This window comes from Micromonospora sp. ATLC16 (assembly GCF_057196645.1).
This window is the reverse complement of record NZ_JBXUOW010000047.1, coordinates 17,956-41,086: the sequence shown is the minus strand read 5'-3', so window position 1 is coordinate 41,086 and position 23,131 is coordinate 17,956. Positions and strand designations below refer to the sequence as shown.

The following is a 23,131-nucleotide window of genomic DNA, read 5'->3' as shown; positions in this document are numbered from 1 at the left end:
CTACCTGTCCACCGCCGCCAAACACGGCCAGGACGCCCTCGACGTGCTCACACAGCTATTCACCACCGGGCCGTGGTTACCTCAGCCGACTGCCCCAAGCTGAATACGTACCGCCGAAGACCTCGACAACGCCGCCGAAGCCCTCGCCGTTCTCCTCAACCACTTCTGGCGCGAGCACCCCGACCTCGCCGCCTGAACTCCCTCGCCCAACGTCGGCGGCGGCCCACTCGCGCGTGGGCCGCCCGCCGGCCAACCCCCGCCGAACCCGCACGGAGGAACCACCTCATGGCAGGCAAGCCCACCCCCACCAGCCCACCGAAGCGGCGCGGCCGACGCGCCCCCACCACCACCCAGCCGCACGGCTCGACCGGCCCGTGCCGGGTGTGCATCTACATCCGACGCTCCACCGACGACGAACACCAACCCTTCAGCCTCCTCGCCCAACACACCGCCCTGCGACGCTACGTCGACAACAACCCCGGCTGGGTCATCGTCTGCGAATTCGAAGACGACGCCTCCGGCGCCACCACCGAACGCCCCGGCCTCAAGAAAGCACTCGACGCGGCGAAAGCCGGCCTCTACGACGTCCTACTCGTCTACCGAGTCGACCGATTCAGCCGCAGCCTCGCCCACTTCGTCGACCTCGCCGCCACCCTCGACACCGCCAACGTCCGCGTCGCCTCCGCCACCGAACCCGTCGACACCGGCGGCGCAGTCGGCCGCATGATGCTGCAATTCCTCGCCGTCTTCGCCGAATACGAACGCAACATGATCATCGACCGAGTGAAAAGTGGCATGGCCGCGAAAGCCAGCAAAGGCCAATGGGCCGGCGGCACCCGCCCCTACGGCTACCTCGTCAACCCCGACACCCAACGCCTCGTCCCCCACCCCGACGAAGCACCCATCCTGCGCGACATCTTCCGCCTCTACACCCGCGACCGACTCGGCACCCGCGCCATCGCCACCGACCTCAACGCCCGCGGTGTCCCCAACCGGACCGGCAAGAAGTGGTCCGGACACACCATCAACCGGATCCTGGACAACCCCGCCTACCTCGGGGACATCGCCTACCGCGACGTCTACGTCCCCGACGCCCACGAGCCGCTCATCGACCGAGACACCTTCCGCCGCGCCCAGGACATCGCCAACGCCCGAGGCGACGCCCAAACACAGCGGGCCATGTCCGACTCGGACTACTACCTCACCGGCCTACTGACATGTCCACGCTGCGGACAGCGCTACATCGGCACGTCCGCCAAAGGCCGCACCCGCCGCTACCGCTACTACACCTGCTTCACCCGCACCCGCTACGGCAAACACGCCACCTGCACCGCACCCCGCCTCCCCGCCGACGACCTCGACCACATGATCCTCAAAGCCCTGCACGACTTCTACACCACCGCCGAACCCGTCCTCACCGCCATGATCCAACGCGCCCACACCCAACACGACACCACCACCGACGACCGACGCGCCGAACTCACCGCCACCGCCCACCAGATCACCACCACCGAGAACGCGATCGACCGCTATCACACGGCGTTCGAGAACGGCACCATGGACGACGCCACCGCCGGACCCCGCATCCGCCAACGACTCGCCCAACTCCAAGCCCGGCACACCGAACTCGACGCCGACCTGACGGTCCAGCCCGAGCCCCCGCCACCTGGCACCGTTGCCCGCATCCGCGACCACCTCAGCACCATCATGACCAGCGGCACCACCACCGAACGCAAAGCCGCCATCGAGACCCTCATCGCCGAAGTCCAACTCACCGACCAAGGAGTCATACCCGTGTTCAAGATCCCCACCGACACGACAATGCCCCCGCCCGAAACGGACGAGGGCACCTCAGAAGAACCACCGGTTCGCACAATGGTGCGGTCGGTGGAGCCGAGGGGACTCGAACCCCTGACCCCCACACTGCCAGTATGGTAACGATTCTGTCACGCCATCCCAGCCAGTGTCGGCACATGCGCTGAACAGGCAATATTCAGATCCACAGATCACGTCCGATGTCATCGAGTATCGGCCGATGATGACTACTTGATCTTGAGGTGTGAGCATGCGTGTGAGCACAGAAAATGTGGGTGGCCGGATGCCACCCCGTCCGCTCCCGCGTCGCCCACAAGCCAGCCCGCCACAGCCATCGACAACTAGCAGATGAAGATCGATTTTGATCACAGGCGTGCTCACAAGGCCTGCCTTGGCTCACGATCATGGGGCGTGTGGGGTTTGTAGTGTTGACCAGGGGTTTCCTCGGTTCGTGGTGGGCGGAACTGCGCACTAATTCCGGTCGTAGGGTGGGCTGGTATCTTCCTACGTGCGCACCGTGAAGACCGCGTCGGGTCGGGGGGGTGCAGATCGTCTACTGCTCGCTTCCGCCAGATCCGCTCCCGTCACAACGTCGGTGCAGCCCGAGACGGCCTTACCTGAGACCGGCACGGCGATGACCTGCGCCGCTCCCAGCACTTGGCAACAGTCCCGGGCATCAGCCCAGCGCGGCTCCGGCCCGGGTGCAACCGGGGGTGGTCATCACCACTGGCTTGAAGACCCCTGGACGACGAGCACTCGGGACATGCGCGCCACAGCCTCCGTCAGGATTGCACGGGAGGTGGCCAGGTTCAGACGGGCGAATCCCCGACCCTCCGCACCGAAGTAGAGCCCGCTGTAGAGGGCGACCCTTCCGCGCTCCTGCAGCACGGCGGCCGGGTCGTCGCCCACGCCACAGGCCCGCAGATTCAGCCATGCCAGATAGGTCCCTGCCGGAGGCTGATACCGCACGGTGGGCAGTGACCTGGCGAGCAAGCAGGAGAGAAGATTACTTCGTTCGGCGATGCCCGCTCGTACCTGATCGAGCCATTCCTCGCCGTCGTTGAAGGCGGCCTCGCTTGCCAGCACTCCGAGCATGCTGGCACCGACAGTCAGTTCCTGGCGCATTCGCGACCGGTCCGCCTGCGGCCCAGGGCACAACAGTGCTGCCTTCAGCCCGGCAAGGTTCCATGCCTTCGAGGCGCCCTGCACACTGAAGCCGCGTGCCGCCGCCTCCGCGTCGATGGTCGCGAAGGGAACGTGAACGACCCCGGGGGCGGTCAGTGGCGCGAAAACCTCGTCGGCGATAACGGCGACCCCGAACTCGTCGGCCAGCCTGCCGATCTGTTGAAGTTGGTCACGTGAGAACACCAGACCGGTCGGGTTGTGCGGGTTGCACAGCACATAGGCCCTGGCACCTCGGGCGAAATCCTGCGCCAGTCGGTCGAGGTCGAGACGGTAGGCGCCGGAGTCGTAACTGAGCGGGCTCGAGATGACCTTCCGGCCGAGCAACTCGATGTGATGGAAATAGGGGCCGTAAACGGGAGTGGAAATCACGACCGAGTCACCCGGCACCGTCACCGTCTGCAGAGCGACCTCAACACCCGTGATGATGTCTGCGATCAACATTAGGGAACCGGCATCGACGGTCCAGCCGAAGCGGCGCTCCGCGAAGCCCGCGAACGCCTCCGGCAGGCCGCCGGCATCGGCGTAGCCGGTGTCGCCGCGCAGAACAGCCTCGATCAGGGCTCGCTCCACCGGTGCCGCGAGCGGCGCGTCCATCTCCGCCACCCAGAGTGGCAGCATGTCTGGCTCCAGGCCGCGCCACTTGAGGCTGCGCCGCTGCCGTAGCTGCTCCTCGGTCAGGATCCCGAAGGGCGAAGGTGCATGCGGTGTCACGGGATCCGTCCAGTCGATGGTTGAGTCGTTGCCGATTCGGTCAAGTCGCGCAGGCGCAGCATCATGGCGCGGGTGAGATCAACGAGGTGATCCGTCCAGCCACTGGGCAACGGCGCCTGAGCAAGGAGTGCCAGTTGTCCGTCCTCCGTCAGGCAGAGGAGCATTTGGACCTCGAACTGCGCACCGAGTGGATCTGACATCACCGTACGCATGGTGGCCGGACCTGCCGGGTAAGCCGCCCGCTTCCAGCCCTGGTAAATGAGGGAGGTCTGGGCGAGCGCGAGTCGGCTACGGCCGGCCGTCCGGGTGGCCGTGACAATGTCGGCGAACGGCACGTCCGAGTGGGAGAAAGCGCCGGACTGGGCTTCCCAGACGCGATCAGCCGCTCCCTCAGCGAGCGGCTCACGCACCCGAACGGGCACGGTGTTGATCTCGCAGCCCACCTCGTATATGCGTTCACCGCCACGCAGTGCCACCGCGACCGCCACGCAGAAGTCCGCGCCACCCGCGATGTCGGCGATGGCCTGTCCGTATGCTGTCAACAGCAGGGTAAACGGCATGACCTTCCGCCGGCCAGCCGCCAGTCGCAACCTCCGGACCAGCGCCGCATCGCACGTCACCTGGTGCTTTACCAGTCTGGCTTCGGCCAGTTCCCACTGCGACGGCGCGGCTCCCAGCACGGGAAGGTCCGCGTGGCCGCTGAGTGTCGCCCGCCAGTAGGCCAACTGCGCAGCTCGTCGCTCTTCATCGATGAGCATGGCCGGCATGCGCGGTCGCAGCGGCAACTCGGCGACGCTCTTGTTCAGCCCCGCGCCGTAGGCTAGCGCCAGGTCACGGGTGAAGATCTCATGAGAGAGTCCGTCGTAGGCGATGTGATGTGCCGCGACATGCAGCAACGCACCGTAGTCGGTAGGCACCACACCGAGACGGATGAGATCACCGGTCTGCAGGTCGAACTTCCGCGTCAGCAACTGACTGACCGCGACATCGTTCGGCGCCCCGGACGGCAACAGGACGGGGGAAGGCGGTGCCATGTTTCGGGCTCCCGTGCGCACCAGAACACGTCCGCCGTCATACATGAAGCCGGTACGGAGTGCTTCGTGTCGCCGTACGACCACCCGAAACGCCTCGGCTAGCACGGCATAGTCGAGGGGTCCCTCCAGGCGTATCGATTGCATGGTGACATTGGCGAGGGTGCCAGGTGTGATCTGCTCGGCGAACCAGAACTGCTGTTCAACGGCGGAGGCCAACCGCATCATCGCGATACCCCTCGGCTCACCGGTCCGGTACGCAGTCGCTCAGCGAGTTCGGCGATCGTGGGCGACTCGAGCATGTCCTGCCAGTCCAGATGCGAGTCAATTCGCGACATGGCCTGCAGCATGATCATCGAATCAGCGCCAAGCTCGATCAGGCTGACGTCCCGGGCAAGGGACTCAACGTCGAGGAGCTCCTCGAAGACCGTCGCGATTCGCTGCTCAGTCTCATCCATCGACGCCGCGAACTCGGACCGCTCAGCTTCAGGCACGGGAAGGAGATTTCGATCGAGCTTGCCGTGCATGTTGAGCGGCAATTCAGGCAGGATGGTGATCGCCCCCGGCACCATGTAGCGCGGCAGAACTCGCATCAGGTCGGCACGCAGAACGTCCGGATCCACTACTGCGTCCGCTTCCGGCACGACGTAACCCACCAGCCGAGCTGTGGCGCCGGCCTGCCGGACGACAACCACCGCCTCCCTGACTCCGGTGAGCCCACGCAGTGCCTTCTCCACCTCGCCAAGCTCGACACGGATGCCGTTGATCTTGACCTGAAAGTCAAGCCTTCCGAGGAGTTCGATGCCCCCGTCCGAACGGTATCGGGCGAGATCTCCGGTACGGTACAGCCGCTCGGCTGTCGATCCGAATGACCAGTCAATGAACCGTTCGGCGGTGAGGTCGGGCCTGCGGAAGTAGCCCTGGGCGAGGCCCATGCCGGCAAGGTGGAGCTCGCCGGCGACACCGCACGGCACAGGCTGGTCGTTTTTATCCAGAATGTACGCGCGCTGATTTCTCATCGGTACGCCGTAGGGAATGCTGGTCCATGCGGGATCGACGGCGCCGACCTGGAAGTAGGTTGAGTAGACCGACGCCTCAGTGGCACCGCCGAGCGCGACGAAGGCTGCACCGGGTGCTCGGCGTAGGGCCCGGTCTGGCAGGTCTGTCGGTATCCAGTCGCCCGCGATCATGAAGAAGCGTATCGGCAACGTGCCGTTGTCGCCGCGGTAGTCCAGGTCATTGAGGATCGCCCCCAGCAGCGACGGTGTCGAACTCCAGACAGTCACCGCATGTCGACGCAGGAGGTCCACCAAGTGTGCCAGGTCGCGTTGCCGGCCAACGGAAGGCAGCACGACCGCCCCGCCGTTGAGGCAGAGGCCGAGCAGCTCGTAGACCGACATGTCGAAGCCTTGCGAGGAGACATTGACGATGCGATCATGCTCGCCGATAGCCAGCAGATCGTTGAGATCGAGCAGGTTGTTGTATACGCCTCGGTGGCGGATCGCGATGGGTTTCGGGTTACCGGACGAACCCGACGTGAAGATCACGTAACACAGGTCGGTGGGCGAAACGGGAGCGGTCGGATTGCGAGTGGGCTGCGTGGCAATCTGATCACGCACTTCGTCCCAGACGAGTACCTGCGTTTCAGCGAAGTCCGCCGGGCTCATGAGGTGGCCCCGGGTGAGCGTCAACAGGCAGTCGGCCGCTGTGACCATCTCTCTCATGCGCTGGGTCGGCTGCTCGGGATCGATCGGCACGTAAGCCGCACCCGCCTTCATGACACCAAGCATGGCGACGAGAAGCTCCGGGCTTCGCTCCAGGCAGATTCCGACCTGTATCCCCGGAGCGACACCATAGCCGGCAAGGAAGTGGGCGAGTCTGTTAGCTTCCGCGTTGACCATACCAAAGGTGTGGAGCAGGTCATCCTGAATGAGTGCGGGCGCGTCGGGCGCAGCCGCTGCCGCCAGTTGGAAGTGCTCGTGTATGCACCGCTCCTCCACCGGCACGGTGGTGTCGTTCCAACGCGTCAGCATCGTCTCCCGTTCAGCCTCCGAAAGGAGACCAAGGTGGCTTACTGCCGCGTCAGGTGCGGTGGTGAGTGAGTCGAGAAGGACCGCATAGTGGGTCATGGCTCGCTGGAGTAGCTCGGCGTCCAGGTGAGCCGGGTCGAAGCGGAGGTGCCATCTGAGGCGGTCCTCCTCTTCGGTCAGGCCAACCATGAGGGCATGCTCCGGTCGGTCCTTCAGGGTATGAGCGCTCATATTCACACCGAAAAGGATCGGCGATGGGCGGTCTGACTCGCGCATCGACTCGAGGAGTGTTCGAAGCGTGCTGTCGGGCCGGTAGGTGAGGGATGAACCGAGGCTGCTCCCACCCGCGGCGATGTGAACGACCTCTTGCCCTGTATATCGGTGCAGGAGGGTGGCCAGGCCCACACGCAGGACACGGTCCAGGTCGGTGTGGAGTTGCGCGGCGCGATCCTGCAGCCGGCTCACCTGAAGCTCTTCCATCAGTCCGTCGAAGGACTGCCGTGCGGCCACGCGGCCACCGTCGTCGGAGGTCGGGTGAACCAGGAAGGTCGTCAGTAGAGGGCTCGTACCTGCTGCCATGTCTCTCCCAAGGTTGGGCGTCTCCTCCACCAGTCGCGGTCACACCTCGGCGTTCGGCAGCAATCGGGCCACGTCCGCCATGATGAGATCCGCGAGAATTTCGACATCGGGATGACGCAGGATGCTGTGATGATCACCGGGCACCGTACGGACAGTGAGTCGTTCGACAAAGGGTGCCCAGGTGTCCTCCGCCGCACCTTGCCAGGCCGACTCGCGAGCCCTGTACAACACGGCCTCACAATCGATCCGGCTGGGCCTGTAGTTGACGACCGCGCGGCAGTGGGCTCGCATGACTTCCAGCCTGCGGTGCATCTCGGCGGCACCAAGCAGTCGGAGTTCGTCCGGGAGGGCGAGCTCTGCCATGGCACGGATGAATTCCGGTGATCGGGAAGTCGTCTCCCAGTCGCCGGAGGTGATCCTCGCAATGAGTGTCGACAGCATCGACTCGTTGGCAAGGTACTTCTGGGCTGGCTCACCGATCGGGAGCGCAGAATCGAGCAGAAAGAGCGCTGCTACTCGTGCTCCCATTCCTTGCAGTGCCCGTGCTACCTCGAACGCGATCACGCCGCCGATCGACCAGCCGCCGAGGAGATAGGGTCCCTGCGGGTCGAGACAACGCATGGCATCGGCATATTCGTATGCCATCGCGGTCAGGTCGCTGCCCGCCGTTGGCAGCGCCGCCGATTCCACGCCGACCATTCGTGTGTCGTTGCTGAGTGCTCGGGCCAGGGTGAGGTAGCCGGTGACAGCGCCACCAATTTCGTGGTGCCAGAACATCGTTCGGGAGGCACCGCTGCGATTAAGCTCCACCAGTCCTGGCCCACTGTCACGCGGCTGTCCCTTTTCCGAGTGCTGTCCCTCTGCCACAGTAGCGAGAGTCTGGTGCTGGAACAGCATCCGTGGAGTCAGCTGAATACCGGCTTCTCTGGCTTTGGCAATCACTTGAAGGCTCAGCAGCGAGTCCCCGCCGAGTTCGAAAAAGTTGTCGTGGCGGCCGATCGGGTCCACACCCAGCACCTCGGCCCAGATAGCCGCGATGGCCCACTCGGTCGGTGTCTCCGGCGGGACGTAACCCGCCTCCAGATCAGGACGACCAGACTCCGGCACCGGCAAAGCGCCCCGATCAACCTTGCCATTGTGGTTCAACGGCAGCGCATCCAGGAACACAAACGCCGCAGGGATCATGTACTCGGACAACCGCTGCCGCAACCATCCACGCACTGCCGTCACACTCGGCCTCGGACCATCCGCGTTCAGGTACGCCACCAGACGCTTGTCACCAGGCCGGTCCTGCCGCGCCACCACCACTGCTTCCCCGATACCAGGAAGCTGACGCAACACCGCCTCGATCTCACCCGGCTCGATACGAAAGCCCCGTATCTTGACCTGGTCATCAAGACGCCCCAAAAACTCCAACTCGCCATCGGCCCGCCAACGCGCCACATCACCGCTGCGATACAACCGCGCCCCCGGAACATCTGAGAACGGGTGCGGAACAAAACGCAGCGCCGTCAACCCCGGCCGATTCCCATAACCACGAGCAACCCCCGCACCACCAATCAACACCTCACCCGGCACGCCAACCGGAACCAACCCACCAACCTCATCCACCACGAACACTTCCATATTCGCAATCGGACGACCGATGGGAGACTTGCCGCCGCCTGCAGTGATGTCGTCGATGGTCAGGTCGCGCACGGTGACATGAACGGTGGTTTCGGTGATGCCGTACATGTTCACCAGACGCGGCTGCGGAAGGTGGGCCGCGCCGCGCCACTCAGCCAGTGCTGACGGGTCGAGGGCCTCCCCGCCGAAGATGACAAGCCGGAGGCTGAGCGCACCGGCCGCCGGGGAGCGGACAGCGACTCGCTGAAACGTCTCGAATGCCGACGGCGTCTGGTTGAGTACCGTGACTTTCTGCTCGATCAGCACATCGAGCAGGGCGAGCGGGTCCCGGGTCGTAGCGCGGTCGAGGACGATCAGTCGGCCGCCGTGACACAGACTGCCCCAGATCTCCCAGACGGAGAAGTCGAACGCGAAGGAGTGGAAGAGGACCCAGGCGTCGTCGGGGTCGAACTGGAACTCCTGCCGGCTTGTCCAGATGAGATTGACTAGATTCTGATGGGTGATCTGTACACCCTTCGGCGCTCCGGTCGAGCCCGACGTATAGATGACATAGGCGAGCTGGTCACCCGATCCCAGCGGTACGGGGTTGGTGGCGGGCCGTGACGCGGACTCGAATGGGTCCAGGCGCACCTGCCGCACACCGAGGCCAGCGGGCAGTGCCGCTGCTGGCGCACCTTCGGTGACCACTACACGGAGACCAGTGTCAGCGATGATCATAGCGAGACGGTCGTCGGGGTAATCGGGGTCGAGCGGGACATACGTACCACCGGCCTTCAGCACACCGAGCAGCGCAACGATCATGTCCGAGCTGGGTCTTGAGTTCACCCCTACGTGTACTCCGGGGCCGACGCCCAGCTCACGTAGGTGGTGGGCGAGCTTGTTGGCGCGCTGGTTCAGCTGTCCGTAGGTCAGGGTCTCGGTGCCGTAGACCACCGCGACCGACTCCGGCCGTACAGCAGCCCAGTGCTCGACCAGCTGATGCACGCCCACGTCTTGCGGGTAGTCCGTGACAGTGTCGTTCCGCGCCGCGATGTGATGCCGTTCATCGTCACTGAGCAGCGACACCCGCTTGACGTGCACCGTCGGATCTTCCGTGACGGCGGCCAGCAGCGTGAGGAAGTGTTCCCCGATGCGCTGGACGGTCGTGTCTTCGAACAGGTCCACCGCGAAGCACAGCTCGATGTTGAGGCATGTGTCCGCTTCGCTCACTGTCATCGTGAGATCGAACTTTGCGGGTGCGTAGTCGAGCGCCACCACCTCGACTTCCACACCTGGTAGCTTCCACGCCTCACCACGCCCGCTCTGCAGTACGAACATCGTCTGAACCAGTGGCGTTCGAGCGAGGTCCCGTACCGGAGCCAGAACCTCGACCAGCCGCTCGAACGGGACATCCCGGTGTTCAAACGCGTCCAGCGTGGACTGGCGCACCTGAGCCAGCACCTGCTCGAACGTCGGGTCCCCCGACAGGTCGGCCCGCATCACCAGGGTATTAACGAAGAGCCCGAGCAGATCCTCGGTCTCCGGTCGGTCCCGACCCGCGATCGGTGTGCCTACGGCTATATCCGTCTGCCCGCTGAGCCGACAGAGCATCGTCTGGAACACGGCCAGCAACACCACGAACGACGTCACGTCGTGGCGTCGCGCGGTTTGCCGAAGCGCCGCCGTCACATCCGGCGGCGCCGTGATCCGGTGGATGCGCCCCTCAGCTGAACGCACCGCGGATCGCATCCGATCCACTGGCAGTTCCAGAGCCGACAGGCCATCGAGCGCTTGCCTCCAGTAGTCGAGCTGCCGGTCCAGCAGATCGCCCCGAATCCGGTCGCGCTGAAACTCGGCGAAGTCTGCGTACTGTATACGCAATTCAGGCAGGCTGGCCGGACGCTCCTCTACTGCAGCGGCATAGGACTCGCTCAGGTCCCGCATCAAAACCTCCGCCGACCAGCCATCGAAGGCGATGTGGTGCACAGTCAGCACCAGGAGGTGCTCGTCCTGGTCGTTGGTCCTTACCAGCACGGCCCGGACCGGTGCAAGGGTCAGGTCGATCGGTCGGATGGCCTCACGCTTCGCCATTTCGAGCACGGACTCGCCAGAACGCACCGCAGCGTCCAGTATCCGCAGGTCGACGATAGAGACGGGCCGGACCACCTGGACCGGTTTGCCGTCGACGTGCTCGATGACCGTACGTAGTACCTCGTGCCGGGTGCAGAGTGCGGCCCAGGCACTCCTCAGGGCGGGCACGTCCAGGACACCGCGCAGGCACAGCAGCATGGGGACCAGGTACTCGATGCCACCTGGCTGGAGTTGATCCAGGAACCACATTCGCTGCTGCGCGAAGGACAAGGGAGCGCGGTCGCCAGCTCGCCGTGCCAGCACGACCGGCGGGGTTGCCGGGCTCCGCATGGCATCGAGGTCCCGACCCAGCCGCTCGACAGTGGGTGCGGTGAACATGAGCCGGACGGAGATATCTTCCCCGCGCTCCTGACTCAGCCGAGACACAGCTTGAATGGCCAGCAGCGAATGGCCCCCGAGTTCGAAGAAGTTGTCGTGGCGGCCGATCGGGTCCACACCCAGCACCTCGGCCCAGATAGCCGCGATGGCCCACTCGGTCGGTGTCTCCGGCGGGACGTAACCCGCCTCCAGATCAGGACGACCAGACTCCGGCACCGGCAAAGCGCCCCGATCAACCTTGCCATTGTGGTTCAACGGCAGCGCATCCAGGAACACAAACGCCGCAGGGATCATGTACTCGGACAACCGCTGCCGCAACCATCCACGCACTGCCGTCACACTCGGCCTCGGACCATCCGCGTTCAGGTACGCCACCAGACGCTTGTCACCAGGCCGGTCCTGCCGCGCCACCACCACTGCTTCCCCGATACCAGGAAGCTGACGCAACACCGCCTCGATCTCACCCGGCTCGATACGAAAGCCCCGTATCTTGACCTGGTCATCAAGACGCCCCAAAAACTCCAACTCGCCATCGGCCCGCCAACGCGCCACATCACCGCTGCGATACAACCGCGCCCCCGGAACATCTGAGAACGGGTGCGGAACAAAACGCAGCGCCGTCAACCCCGGCCGATTCCCATAACCACGAGCAACCCCCGCACCACCAATCAACACCTCACCCGGCACGCCAACCGGAACCAACCCACCAACCTCATCCACCACGAACACTTCCATATTCGCAATCGGACGACCGATGGGGACGGTAGGCCCGTGATCGCTCGACACGGCGTCAGTCACCTTGTACGTGGTGCAACCGACGGTCGTCTCCGTCGGCCCGTACTCGTTGACGATCACCGTGGCGCTGCCGCACGTCCTGCGCACCAGGTCAGCCAAATCCCAACTGAACGCCTCCCCGCCGATGACGATGGATCCCACGTCCAGGGTGATACCCGCATTTTCAAGGGCGCGGCACAGCATCTCGACGTGCGCCGGGGTTGCCTTGAGCAGACCAATGCCCTTCGGGCGGGCGAGCAGGTGGGATTCGAGGCTCGACGCTCCACTGGCTGGCCCGTCATTGTCGGGTATCTCGATCAACATCCCTCTGATCAACGGAAGATACAATGCCGTGACCGTCAAGTCGAACGAGATCGAAGAATGCAGAACAGCAACGTTACGCCCGCCAGTGGGATATTCCTGATCGGCCCAACGAAGGTAGTTGGACAGATTCCGGTGCGTTACCTCAACGCCCTTCGGAGTCCCGCTCGAACCCGAGGTATACATAATGTACGCGAGGTTATCCGGGGCGATCTGCGCAACAGGTCCCTGGTGGTCGTATTGCGCCTCGAAATCCGCACCATCGAGCCGATCCAGGCAGATCCGCTGCACGCTGTCGTCCGTCGGCAACGCGGCGTCAGAATGGGAATCGGTGATCATGACATCTGCCCGCGCATCGGCGACGACCCACGCCAGGCGTTGGGCCGGATAATCCGGGTCAAGCGGCACGTACGCGCCGCCCGCCTTGAGGACAGCCAGTAATCCAACCACCATGCCCGGCCCCGGCCGCAGACATACTCCTACCCGCACCTCCGGGCCTACACCCGATCGACGCAACAGGCGAGCAAGTCGATCGGCCTGGTCATTCAATTGTCTGTACGTGAGAGCACCAGCGCGGCTTGACACCGCCACCGCACCCGGCTGCGCCGCGGCGCGCCGCTCCACCAAATGATGAACACACACGTCAGACAAACGTGGCTCCCTAGGCTGAGAAGTACTGCTCGCTACCGGCCAGATCGACGCTGTTGCGTATCCGTCCCCACCGCTTTTGGGTCGCCAGGTGGATCCGCCAGATGTCATCGGTGCTTAGATACTGCGTGGTTACCCCCTCGTATGCCTCCTCAAAAAAGGTGTACGGGGGTCTCGACCGCATCGGGCCATGATAATCGAGTTCATGCTGGCCGTGTTCCTGAGCTATGGCGGTGCCCGGGTGATACGTCAGAATGTTCGGACTCGCCAGCATGATCAGGGACTCGTCGACGAGCTCGCCGATGCGTTCGATGGTCTCGTCGATGGTTCCTGCGTCCTCACCGTCGAGCCCGAACAACACAGAGGTGCCAACGGGAATTCCGGCGGCCTTCAACATCTCCAGCGCCTCGCGAACCTTGGTCGGCCATGGACGGTCGTCCCGATGAAGAAGATTCTTCTTCACCCGGGCCATAACCGCGTCCGACATGCTCTCGATGCCAATGTAGATATACCGACAGCCCGCCTGGTGCAGTTTCGCCAGGACACCCGGGATGTTCGCCCGCTTCTTCTGCAGCAGTACGTCGACGGTGAGTTGTGCGCCCCATACCAGGTCTCGCCACCGGCGCCTGCTACCGGGGTCGGTAAGGTCCACGTGCCTGTGCTGCAGCCCGTCGTCGTCCATTTGGCGGGAGGCGATGGTCGCATCGGCGAACTCTTCGATCGTGTTCCAGCGACCCGACCAGAACACGGGGTCGTCGAAGAAAACGGCTTCAGCCCCGAAAGAAACCAGCCTCGCCATCTTGTCGAGGGCTTGGGCGGTTTCACTTGAACGCAGCAGGACGCCGGGTCCGGTCACCGCCGAGCTTTCCGAGCAGAACGTACAGCGGAATGGGCAGCTGCGGGTGGTGAGAAAGTGTGCCGTGCGGCGCGCCCTCCCGTCGGGCATCGAGAAGACAGTGAAGCGGGACCTAATTGCGAAAGCGTCGTAGAAGGTGCCAGCCGCCGGCTCCAAGGAAGGCTGAATAGCCTGGGTGATGGGCACGGCCGTTAACTGTCGAATGTCGCCCATCAGCACGATCACACCCTGTCCGCGTGGCCGCCAGCCCCATCCGAGCAGATCCCGTAGCCGCGCGGTTACTGCGGCCACGCTCGGCCGGCCGGCCGGCTCGGCACCCATCACCAGGAGCACCGCCGTGGAGAGCAGATCGAGTAGAGGACTTCCGTCACCGGAAACGACAGCGTCGATTTCGACCCGACGTCGGCCATCGGAGAGAACCCGGACAGTGCTGCTGTAGTCGAGTTTCAGCTTTCGCTGCGGCGACGACCAGGAGATCGTCTCATCGGCATGTCGACCACCGAGAATAATGTATATCTCCGGCAGTATAGCCCTGGCTTGTTCCGCCATCTCCAAGGCGTAGCGGTGGGCCGCGGAAACGCTGCTGATAAGAAGTACCCGAGGGCGCAGATGCTCTAGAATTGCATCAAATGAACTCTTGGTCGCGTGATTCCAGACTCGCGGGTCGAAAACGAGCTCGTCGGACACCCGCGGCATGCGGTCGGTTGGGGTTCGGATGCCCTCATCTGACACCGATGCGCGATAGACGCTGTCGGGCAGAGCCCCCCAATCCAACACGACGTCACGAAGCGGGTGCCGCTCGTCCCAATGGCTGAACAGGGCTCGCGTGGATTCGAGAACGTTGTCACGCAACGCCGCGTACAGGCACATCGGGTCGCCTGGATACTCGATCACACCCTCGAAGTCGGTTACGACGGGCGCGAGCACGGCAAGGACCGGGATTCCGACAGCTCCCGACGGAACCCGCTGCCCCGGTAGCCTCCCACGGTCCCGATACTGGGATCGGCGACTTGCCAGGAGATCCTCGAGCGCATGACCGCCACCCCCATTGGAGAAAATCGAGTCACCGCAGTCGACAACTTTGACACGGGGATCCGTCATCGCGCACTCTTCGGCAGACTGTAACCGTGGTCAGGCAACCCACTCAAAGAGTTCTGAATATTCAGGTCCCTTGCCACTACAAAAGGCCGAAACCGACAGAAAAAAGCCACGCCTTCAACGAAGGTTTGCATCGCGAGATTTACCGCCCCCCGTTAAGCAGAGATCCATATGCGACAATAGTACATGCCTTGTCAAGAGACATTACCAAGAAGGCCGAAGTCACCCCTTGCACGGAGCGCTCTACGTGCGAGACGAGCGACGCGTACGCTACATCGACCGTGAAAGCTTCGGGCTGGCGGGCGATCGGCTCTCTGACCGAGGCTTGACGGACATAGCCGCGCCGCAAATAGCGTGCGCTTAAGTGCGTCTCTCGCCCGACCCGTGCTGCCGTGGTCGAGGCGGGCCGTTCCGCGCTGGACAGCGCCATTGGCGAGCCTTTCGACTTGCGAGGATTGACAAAAACGGGCAAGCAACGTCATGGTGTTCGATAACTGCCGGCGCCCGGCCGGGAGTCGTACACCTGCACTGGCCACCTCCTTACGACGACGGACTGACCTACTTTCTCGTTATCCCGCGATCCATCGACAAGGAGCTGACATGTCCGAACAGACCCCTGCCACCCACCGTGTGGTGCTGAACGACGAGGAGCAATACTCGATCTGGTGGATCGATCGTGATCCGCCAGTGGGCTGGACCGTCGAGGGCTTCATCGGCAGCCAGGACGAGTGCGTGGCGCACATCGACGCGGTGTGGACTGACACACGCCCGGCCAGCCTGCGCCGTCGTATGGCCGAGCAGGCCGACAACGCCTGACAGCCACACCGGCTCGCACCACCACGCCTGCAGAGGATCAGTACAGACCGGACAGCTCACCCACACGCACCGAAGGGTTCTTCGCCAGTACTCGGAGCACCTGGCTACTGCCTGCCAGCATCCGTCCGAGCCGCTCGTCGGAGTACCGGGCGGCATCGACGTGGAACTCCAATGCCGGGACTTGGGATCGCGGCACGACGCAGTACATGTCCGCAATCGAGGGCCGACTTGACGGGCCGATCACCGGACCAGCACGGATCACGTTCGGCACCTCTGGGCCGGTCGTGTCGGACCAGGGCTCGGCCAGGTGGTTATACACATATTCCCACCGGCGGCCGCCGGAGACGCAGGCGGCCAGTTCGGCCACCTCGTCAACGTCGTAGCAACCGTTGCGTAGCCCCTGCAGGCTTCGGAGACTCATGGTACGGGCGAGATCGACGAACGTGCTGTCGGGGTCGATCGTGACGCCGATCGGGATCGACTGTGCCATGGAGGTAACGAGAACTCGCCAAGCGGGCCGGTATCGGTTTGCCGCGATGAGGTGGATGACGAACTGATTCCGGCCGTCGGACGCATAGATGCCGACGGCGACCAGGGCGAGCATCACCGACTGCGCCGACGCACCACATACGCTACTCACCACTGACACAACGGCAGGCGCCAGTGGCAGGTCGATCGATCCGCGCACTCGCCGGTCACCGTACCGGCCGATGGTGGTGGTCCCGCCGAACTCGTCGGCGAGCCGCTGCCAGTACGACATCACCTGCGCGCGCTGACGGGTCCACTCTGCGGAGCGCTGCTGTCGGGCAAGCCCGCCCGGGGACAGGGCCGGACGCAGCCCGGGAGACGGACTGGCCAGTTCGTCCCGGAGTTCCTCCAACAGGATTTGCATTGCCCATCTGTCCACGATGATGTGCTGCATCGCCAGTGCGACGTAGGTGCGATCTCCCGCCATCCGTATGACACGTCCGCGCCAGCCGAGGTCATCGGTCAGCGTGAATGGAACCGCACGAAGCTCACCCGCAAGTCGCTCTACGTCGTCGTATCCGTCGACGGCGACGATCTCCACCGCGCCGTCAGCGCTCGGATGAACCACCTGCTCGACGGCGCCGGCTGTCTCCACGAACGACGTGCGCAGGCCCTCGTGCCGCTGGCACAGGGACCCGAGGGCGGTCTTCACATCGCTGCCGGTACGGCCGGGCAATTCTGTCAACCCGGAGAGAATCGTATTGGTCCAAGTGCGCCGCGGCAGCGTCATGAGATTACGCCACACCGACAGCTGGCCGAAGGTCAACGGATGGGTCTCCAACACCAAATCCCGTCTGCTGGTAGTCGCTGCCCCACCAGTGGTCGGTGGGGGCGCCGGATCCGGAAGGACATCTCGCAAGTGATGATGTGCAGTTTCCACCCAGCTGCGGCAGATGCGTGCCGAAAGCGCGATCCTAGTAGGCGAGGGACTGGGCCTAGACCGAATGAGCGGCGAACACTCTCGCCGAACGCGATGACGTGTCCGCCTGGCACGAGATGGCTGGCGGACGCGTGCAGCTACGGTGTCGGAGGTGGTCGACACGAATAAGTCCTTTCGTGCGTATATGGCTTCAATCCTCGCGGAGGCCAGCAGGCCCACTCCGATCAGGAGACGCGACTGCGTGCCAGCGCTCCATAGGGTGGCTCGTCGGCGGGCGCCAGGGCGACCGGCGTCCTACAGACCAGCCGGCCGCGCATGTCCCCATCCCAGGAGCGATAGCCGCCATCGGTGCCGCCCGCGCTGCGAAGCCAATCCGGCTCGCAGAAGGAGTGCAGGCCGAGGTCGGCGGTCATGGTGCTGCCATACAGGGCATCGACATAGTGGGTGACCCAGGCGACGGCCGGCTCCAGCCCGTTATTTCCGATGAGGGTGCGTACCTGCTCCGCATGCTCCCTGCCCCAGTACTGCCAGTACCGCCAAACATCGGCGAACTGGGATAGCCGAAGTCCGCCTTCGGCTATGGCGCGTTCGAACCAACTGTCACGGAAGAGGTGCAGCACGACAAAGAGGAATGCGTACCCGTCCCCCAGTGTGGGCAGCACGTGCCGAGCCTGCGGTCCGACCCGGGTCTCCCGGGCGCTCCCCATCACCTCGTCCATAGCAAGTTGCCAGGCACTACCATGCCAAGTGAGACTCAGCGCCACATCGACTATGAAGACGGGAACGCCGGATTCCGGATCGATCCGATGGAAATGAGGGAGATGATCCGGGTAGAGGCCATACATAAGGGCGGTCCGCCGGGGCAGCTGAACCAGCTGGCCGAGATCCGCGTCGTACGTCTGATCCGGTTTGTAGCCGAGGGTCTGCAACGCCTCACGGGCTGCGGAAGTATCATCGGGATGCAGCATGAGGTCGATATCGCCAAAGCTACGGACACCGCGGCCGCCATAAAGAGAGTATTGTAGCGCCACTCCCTTGTTGAACACGACCGGTATCCCCAGCTCCGCGAACCGGCCTGCGATCTTAATGCTTTCGTCCCGCAGTTTCCCGACCTTGTACTGGTTCCAGGCCAGCGAACCGGCCAGCAGATCGCGCATTCCTATCGGCAGGGTCGACGTCAGCGCAGCACTCCGGTAGAACTGCGCCAGCGCCGGCGTCATCTTGTGCCTGACCGCCAAGGCAATCAGCAAATCCGGGTTCTCAATCCCTTTTGCCAGCTCAACCGCCCGCTCGAACCAGGAATCGGAAAAGTCGGTGACCGCAACCGATTCCAGGAGTTCCCACGCTCTCCGCTGCTCCTCATGGTCCTTGTGCATGTTGAATCTCCCTCTTCTAGCGACTGCGGCCCTCATAGCAGGTCCAGATCAGGTCCGCGCTGCAGACCACAACCCGTGCATAGGCAGCCGTGGATAGCGAGCCAGCGCGCCGCACATCTCGTAGAAGCGATGACAGTCGCGGATGGCGCGGAGATCCCGTCCACAGGTACAGCGGGATCACGGCGCGTACGCCCGGCTCTGTGCGGCGTACAGCTCGGCGTACTTCCCCTGTCCGCGGCTGAGTTCGTCGTGCGTGCCAAGCTCCGCCACCCGCCCCTGGTCGAGCACGACAATGAGGTCCGCCGCCCGGACCGTGGAGAACCGGTGCGAGATGAGCAGGGTGATGCCGCCGTCGCCGGTGTCCGCCGGACGGTCGGGGCCCGTGAATCGCTCATAGAGCTCGTGCTCCACCTGCGGGTCCAGGGCGGCGGTCGGCTCGTCAAGCACCGCCAGCAACGGCTTGCGGCGCATCAGCGCCCGGCTCAGCGCCAGCTTCTGCCACTGGCCGTGGGAGAGTTCGGTGCCACCGAACCTCCGACCGAGCATGGTGTCGAGCCCGTGCGGTAGCCGCTCTGTCACCTCCCGTGCCTTTGCCGCTTCCACCGCCGCCTGTATCGCCTCTGCGTCGTCGGCCTGCGTCACGCTGCCGACCCCGACGGTGTGCTGTGCCTTGCCTTCCAGCTTGCAGAAGTCCTGAAAGACCGCGGTCGTCCGGGCACGCCAGTCATCCAAGCGGAGCTGTCGCAGCGGAACGCCGTCGACGAGGATGTCGCCCTGCGCCGGTTCGTACATCCCGGTGAGCAACTTGACCAGGGTGCTCTTCCCCGCGCCGTTGATGCCGACCACCGCCACCACCGAGCCGGCCGGCAAATGCAGATTCACCTCACGCAGCACGGGCTGAGTTGTGCCGGGATAGGTGAAGGTCACCCCGCTCAGTCGGATGCCGTCGGTGAGCTGTGCCGGCACCGGCTTGGTCCCCCGGTGCGCTTGCTGCTCGGTGTGCGTCTGGAGCCACCGGAAGCTGCGAATGGTGTGGCGCCCCTCGGCCAGCTGAGAGAGACCGTTCACCGTGGTGGTGAGCTGCGTCCGCAGATACGCCGACAGGCTTGCCACCATCAGCAGGTCTCCCGGAGTCCCCCGGCCCTGGCTCACCTCATGTGCCACGAAGGCGAGGGCCGCCAGATAACCTGCGGCGAAGCAGGCCCAGCCCGCGATCTGCCAGAGCGACGCGACGCGTAGTGCGCGCACGATCAGCCGGGTGGCGCTCTGCCAGTACTCGGCTGCGCGCCTGTCCACGTCCCGGTCGCTGCCACTGATTCGCAGCTCTTTAGCCGCCTCCGGTGACGTACCCAGCCGGTGCAATCGCAGCTCCCGACGCTCGGCCTCGGCGCTCTGGTCACGGGCGCGGGCGAGCAGCTCCGATGCCCGGCGAGAGAAGTACAACGGCGGAGCGGCCAGCAGCACCAGCGCGGAGAGCACCGGGTGCACACCCGCCAGGAGCCAGGCGCTCAGCCCCAGGCTCAGCAGCGACGAGGCGGCACCGACCGCCCCCCAGCAGGCGGCCGCGAGGGTCTCCGTGCCCGACCGAATCTGACTCAGCCGGTCCAGGAACTCCGTGCGTTCCAGATGCTCCAAGGTCGGGGCACCTGCAGTCATCGCGTTCAGTCGCTGGCTCAGTTCGAGGTCGACCCTCTCGGTCAGGTCGACCTGAAGGTTGTGTTGTACTCGTTGGGCCGAGGCGATCATGGCGTAGGCGAGGGCGCCAATCGAGGCCGCCAGCAGGATCCCGTGCCATTCGCCGAGCCTGGCGGAGTTGGTCAGGTCACGCACGCTGAGGCCGGTAGCAGCCACGGCCACGGCGTTGAGGAAGGCCAGCACTAGAACGACGGTGGTGGCCCGGGCGTCCGCTCGGTGGGCGATGCGGAGCATCGCGAGCAACACGCTGGACCCGGCCTTCACGCCTTCGCTCCTTGCGGACGTGCCGTAGCCACGGCCTCGGGGGCACCAGGTGCCACCGGGCCATCGCCGAACCGGTCTGCCTGGAGCCGGTAGAGCCTGGCGTAATGGCCGCTTAGATCCATCAGCTCGCGGTGATTTCCTGCTTCCGTGACCCGACCGCCGGTCAGCAGCACAATCCGGTCGGCGTTGCGCACGGTGGACAGTCGGTGTGAGATCACCACGACACTCACGTGCGAGACGGCCGCGATCACTTGCTCGTGAAAGCCCATCTCCGCCCGAACGTCCAGGTGCGCAGTAGGTTCGTCGAGAATGAGCAGTCTGCGACCATGCGCCACCGCGAACATCGCCCGGGCGATGGCGATCTTCTGCCACTGCCCGCCGGATACGTCGACCCCGCCCCGGTGTTCGCGGGTGAGCAGGGTGTCCAGCCCTTGCGGAAGCCGTCCGACGAGGTCAACGGCACCCGCCGCCCGGACCGCGGCCATGATGCTTTCATCGGTCGCCTCGACTTCCGGCGCGCCCAGGGCAATGTTCTCCCGGACGGTGAGCGGATAGTGCACGAAGTCCTGGAAGACCGCGGAGATGCGGCGGCGCCAGGATGTGATGTCCAACCGGTCCAGGTCGAGGCCGTCGACTTTCACCCGCCCCTCGCTGGGCTGCTGCAGCCCGGTGAGAATCTTGAGCAGGGTGGTCTTGCCGGCCCCGTTCTGGCCGACCACGGCCAGCACCTCGCCGGGCCGAATCTCCAGGTCCAGTCCGTCGAGCACCTTGCGGTCCGTCCCCGGATAGGAGAAGCCGACACCCTGGATGCTGATGTGCGGGGTCGATTCGGGGGCAGGCCTTACTCCGGTCTCCTGCACCGCGACGGCGAGTTCATGCGAGCGCATTCGATCGAAGGCCTGCAGGGCTCCGGTGGCGTATTCGATGGCAAACGCCTCGTGTCCCATGATGCCAGCGGCGAAGACGCCCCAGGCGGCGAGGACCATCGTCACCAGGTCGCCGGACGTGAGACCGCCGCCAGCCAATGCCCTACCCGGGACGTACAGCGCCGCGAAACCTGCTCCCCCGGCCAGGGCGAAAGTGATCCACTGTCGGCGCAGGACGCCCCGCCGCTCCCGCCAGATCTCGCCGAGCCAATCCTCGGACTGCATCCGATGCCGGGCATTCAGCCAGCTCTCCAAACCGAACAGCCGCACCTCCTTGGCAGCGGCGGAACCGGTGAGCGTATCCGACCAGTACTCCATCCGGTTCCGGTCGCTGGCCCGGGCATCCCAGATGGTGCCCAGGCGCACCCATTGCCGTCGGATGATGGACCGCATCACGAGGGTCGCGGTCAGCAGCGCAAGGCCCAGCAAGGGCTCATACCACGCCAGCACCGCGGCGCAGCCCACCGCCCCGGTCAGCCGCCCCAGCAGAATCAACTGGCCGACGGCGCCGGTTCCCGGAGTACGAGTGCGCCAGCCGCCGAGCTCCGACACCCGGGCAACGTCCGCACCGTACTTGCTGTCGTCGAGGTGGGAGATGCCGCGTGGTTCAGCCACCCGGCGGCGTACCTCGGAGCGCATCTGGCCGTCGATCCGGCGGGCCGCGAGGATGTCGAGCGGCTCGCGGAGAAGCTCCGTGCACTGGCCCACCAGCACCACGACTGCCACAAGGGCCAGGTGGGGCAGCATCTCACCAACTGATTCTGCCCCCAGGGCGCGCGTGAGCAGCCGTCCGGTGGCCACGGCGGTGGCCGCTGGTGCCAGGGCGGACACTAGGTGCGCCAGCAGCAGCCCGCTCAGCGTCCCGCGCCCTGTCCCACTAAGCAGCATCAGCAGCTGGAGGCGTTGCCGCCCCAGAGTTCGCCATTGGGTCATAAGCCCTCATCCCTCTAGAACTAGTGCGCGGGGGTCAGCGTCGGTGTGCCTTGAGGACCGATGCGTTTAGGTGTAAGGGACAGACATGCGGGCGCGGGCTTGCCGTAAAGTCGACGAACGACGCGCTCAGCGCCTCGTACCTGCGACAGAGCGTGCTGACCACCCGGACGGCCCGGACCGTGGTGGTGCCGCCGGGCACCGAAACGCAACTCCGCAAATACGTCCCCGACCAGCGCTTCAGCGGATACTTCCCCATGACCCGCGAGACCGGCATCTGCCCGAAGGCCAGCGGGTTCGGCGTATGGTCGCCAGTCATTTTCCGGCCTCCATGCGCAGCCGTTCGACCACCGCCCACAGGGCGGCCGGAGTGGAGAAGGTTTCGGCCCGCAAATCCTCGTCGGGGAACTGCACGGCGAAAGCCTCCTCAACCTCGACGAGCAGTCCGACGGTGGACAGGGAGTCCAGACCCAGCGCGGGCAGGGACACCTCAGCGGTGAGCTCCACACCCTCTCCGAGTAGCGGCAGGTACTGCCTCACTGCCTTCTCGAAGTCATCGGGCCAGCCAGCACCGGTCATCGTTCACTCTCCTGT

General features: G+C 64.8%; 12 protein-coding genes. 2 read left to right on the top strand and 10 right to left on the bottom strand.

What is annotated here, in order from left to right; all coding sequences use genetic code 11:
- Positions 1-285: 285 nt before the first annotated feature.
- The gene (locus AC2CHE_RS19130; protein WP_484506264.1) at positions 286-1,938 is read left to right on the top strand and encodes a recombinase family protein; all 1,653 of its coding nucleotides are present in this window, start codon (positions 286-288) and stop codon (positions 1,936-1,938) included.
- Positions 1,939-2,535: 597 nt separating this feature from the next.
- On the opposite strand, the gene AC2CHE_RS19125 is transcribed toward AC2CHE_RS19130, so the two are convergent.
- From AC2CHE_RS19125 to AC2CHE_RS19105, 5 genes are all read right to left on the bottom strand, one after another.
- Positions 2,536-3,711 (bottom strand): MalY/PatB family protein, encoded by a 1,176-nt coding sequence (locus AC2CHE_RS19125; protein ID WP_484506263.1) that lies wholly within the window; start codon positions 3,709-3,711, stop codon positions 2,536-2,538.
- Complete coding sequence (locus AC2CHE_RS19120) at positions 3,708-4,970, bottom strand: condensation domain-containing protein (protein WP_484506262.1); 1,263 nt, start codon at positions 4,968-4,970, stop codon at positions 3,708-3,710. The genes AC2CHE_RS19125 and AC2CHE_RS19120 overlap by 4 nt, the downstream gene beginning before the upstream one ends.
- A complete protein-coding gene (locus tag AC2CHE_RS19115) occupies positions 4,967-7,282 on the bottom strand; it encodes a non-ribosomal peptide synthetase (protein WP_484506261.1) in 2,316 nt (771 codons plus the stop codon). Before AC2CHE_RS19115 ends, AC2CHE_RS19120 begins: the two co-directional genes overlap by 4 nt.
- A 108-nt stretch (positions 7,283-7,390) precedes the next feature.
- Entirely contained in the window at positions 7,391-13,279 is a 5,889-nt protein-coding gene (locus AC2CHE_RS19110; protein ID WP_484506260.1) for an amino acid adenylation domain-containing protein, read from the bottom strand.
- Complete coding sequence (locus tag AC2CHE_RS19105; protein ID WP_484506259.1) at positions 13,182-14,951, bottom strand: B12-binding domain-containing radical SAM protein; 1,770 nt, start codon at positions 14,949-14,951, stop codon at positions 13,182-13,184. Before AC2CHE_RS19105 ends, AC2CHE_RS19110 begins: the two co-directional genes overlap by 98 nt.
- 771 nt (positions 14,952-15,722) lie before the next feature.
- Between AC2CHE_RS19105 and AC2CHE_RS19100 the strand changes: the two genes are divergently transcribed.
- Positions 15,723-15,938, top strand: coding sequence for an MbtH family protein (locus AC2CHE_RS19100; RefSeq protein ID WP_484506258.1), 216 nt, complete (start codon positions 15,723-15,725; stop codon positions 15,936-15,938).
- A 37-nt stretch (positions 15,939-15,975) separates the two neighbouring features.
- On the opposite strand, the gene AC2CHE_RS19095 is transcribed toward AC2CHE_RS19100, so the two are convergent.
- From AC2CHE_RS19095 to AC2CHE_RS19075, 5 genes are all read right to left on the bottom strand, one after another.
- Positions 15,976-17,250, bottom strand: a complete 1,275-nt coding sequence (locus tag AC2CHE_RS19095) for a condensation domain-containing protein (protein ID WP_484506257.1) — start codon at positions 17,248-17,250, stop codon at positions 15,976-15,978.
- 320 nt (positions 17,251-17,570) lie between these two features.
- A complete protein-coding gene (locus AC2CHE_RS19090) occupies positions 17,571-18,722 on the bottom strand; it encodes a nucleotidyltransferase family protein (protein WP_484506256.1) in 1,152 nt (383 codons plus the stop codon).
- A gap of 177 nt (positions 18,723-18,899) precedes the next feature.
- Positions 18,900-20,681, bottom strand: a complete 1,782-nt coding sequence (locus tag AC2CHE_RS19085) for an ABC transporter ATP-binding protein (protein WP_484506255.1) — start codon at positions 20,679-20,681, stop codon at positions 18,900-18,902.
- Positions 20,678-22,540, bottom strand: coding sequence for an ABC transporter ATP-binding protein (locus AC2CHE_RS19080; RefSeq protein WP_484506254.1), 1,863 nt, complete (start codon positions 22,538-22,540; stop codon positions 20,678-20,680). Before AC2CHE_RS19080 ends, AC2CHE_RS19085 begins: the two co-directional genes overlap by 4 nt.
- Before the next feature lie 312 nt (positions 22,541-22,852).
- Positions 22,853-23,116 (bottom strand): phosphopantetheine-binding protein, encoded by a 264-nt coding sequence (locus AC2CHE_RS19075; protein WP_484506253.1) that lies wholly within the window; start codon positions 23,114-23,116, stop codon positions 22,853-22,855.
- Positions 23,117-23,131 lie beyond the last annotated feature (15 nt).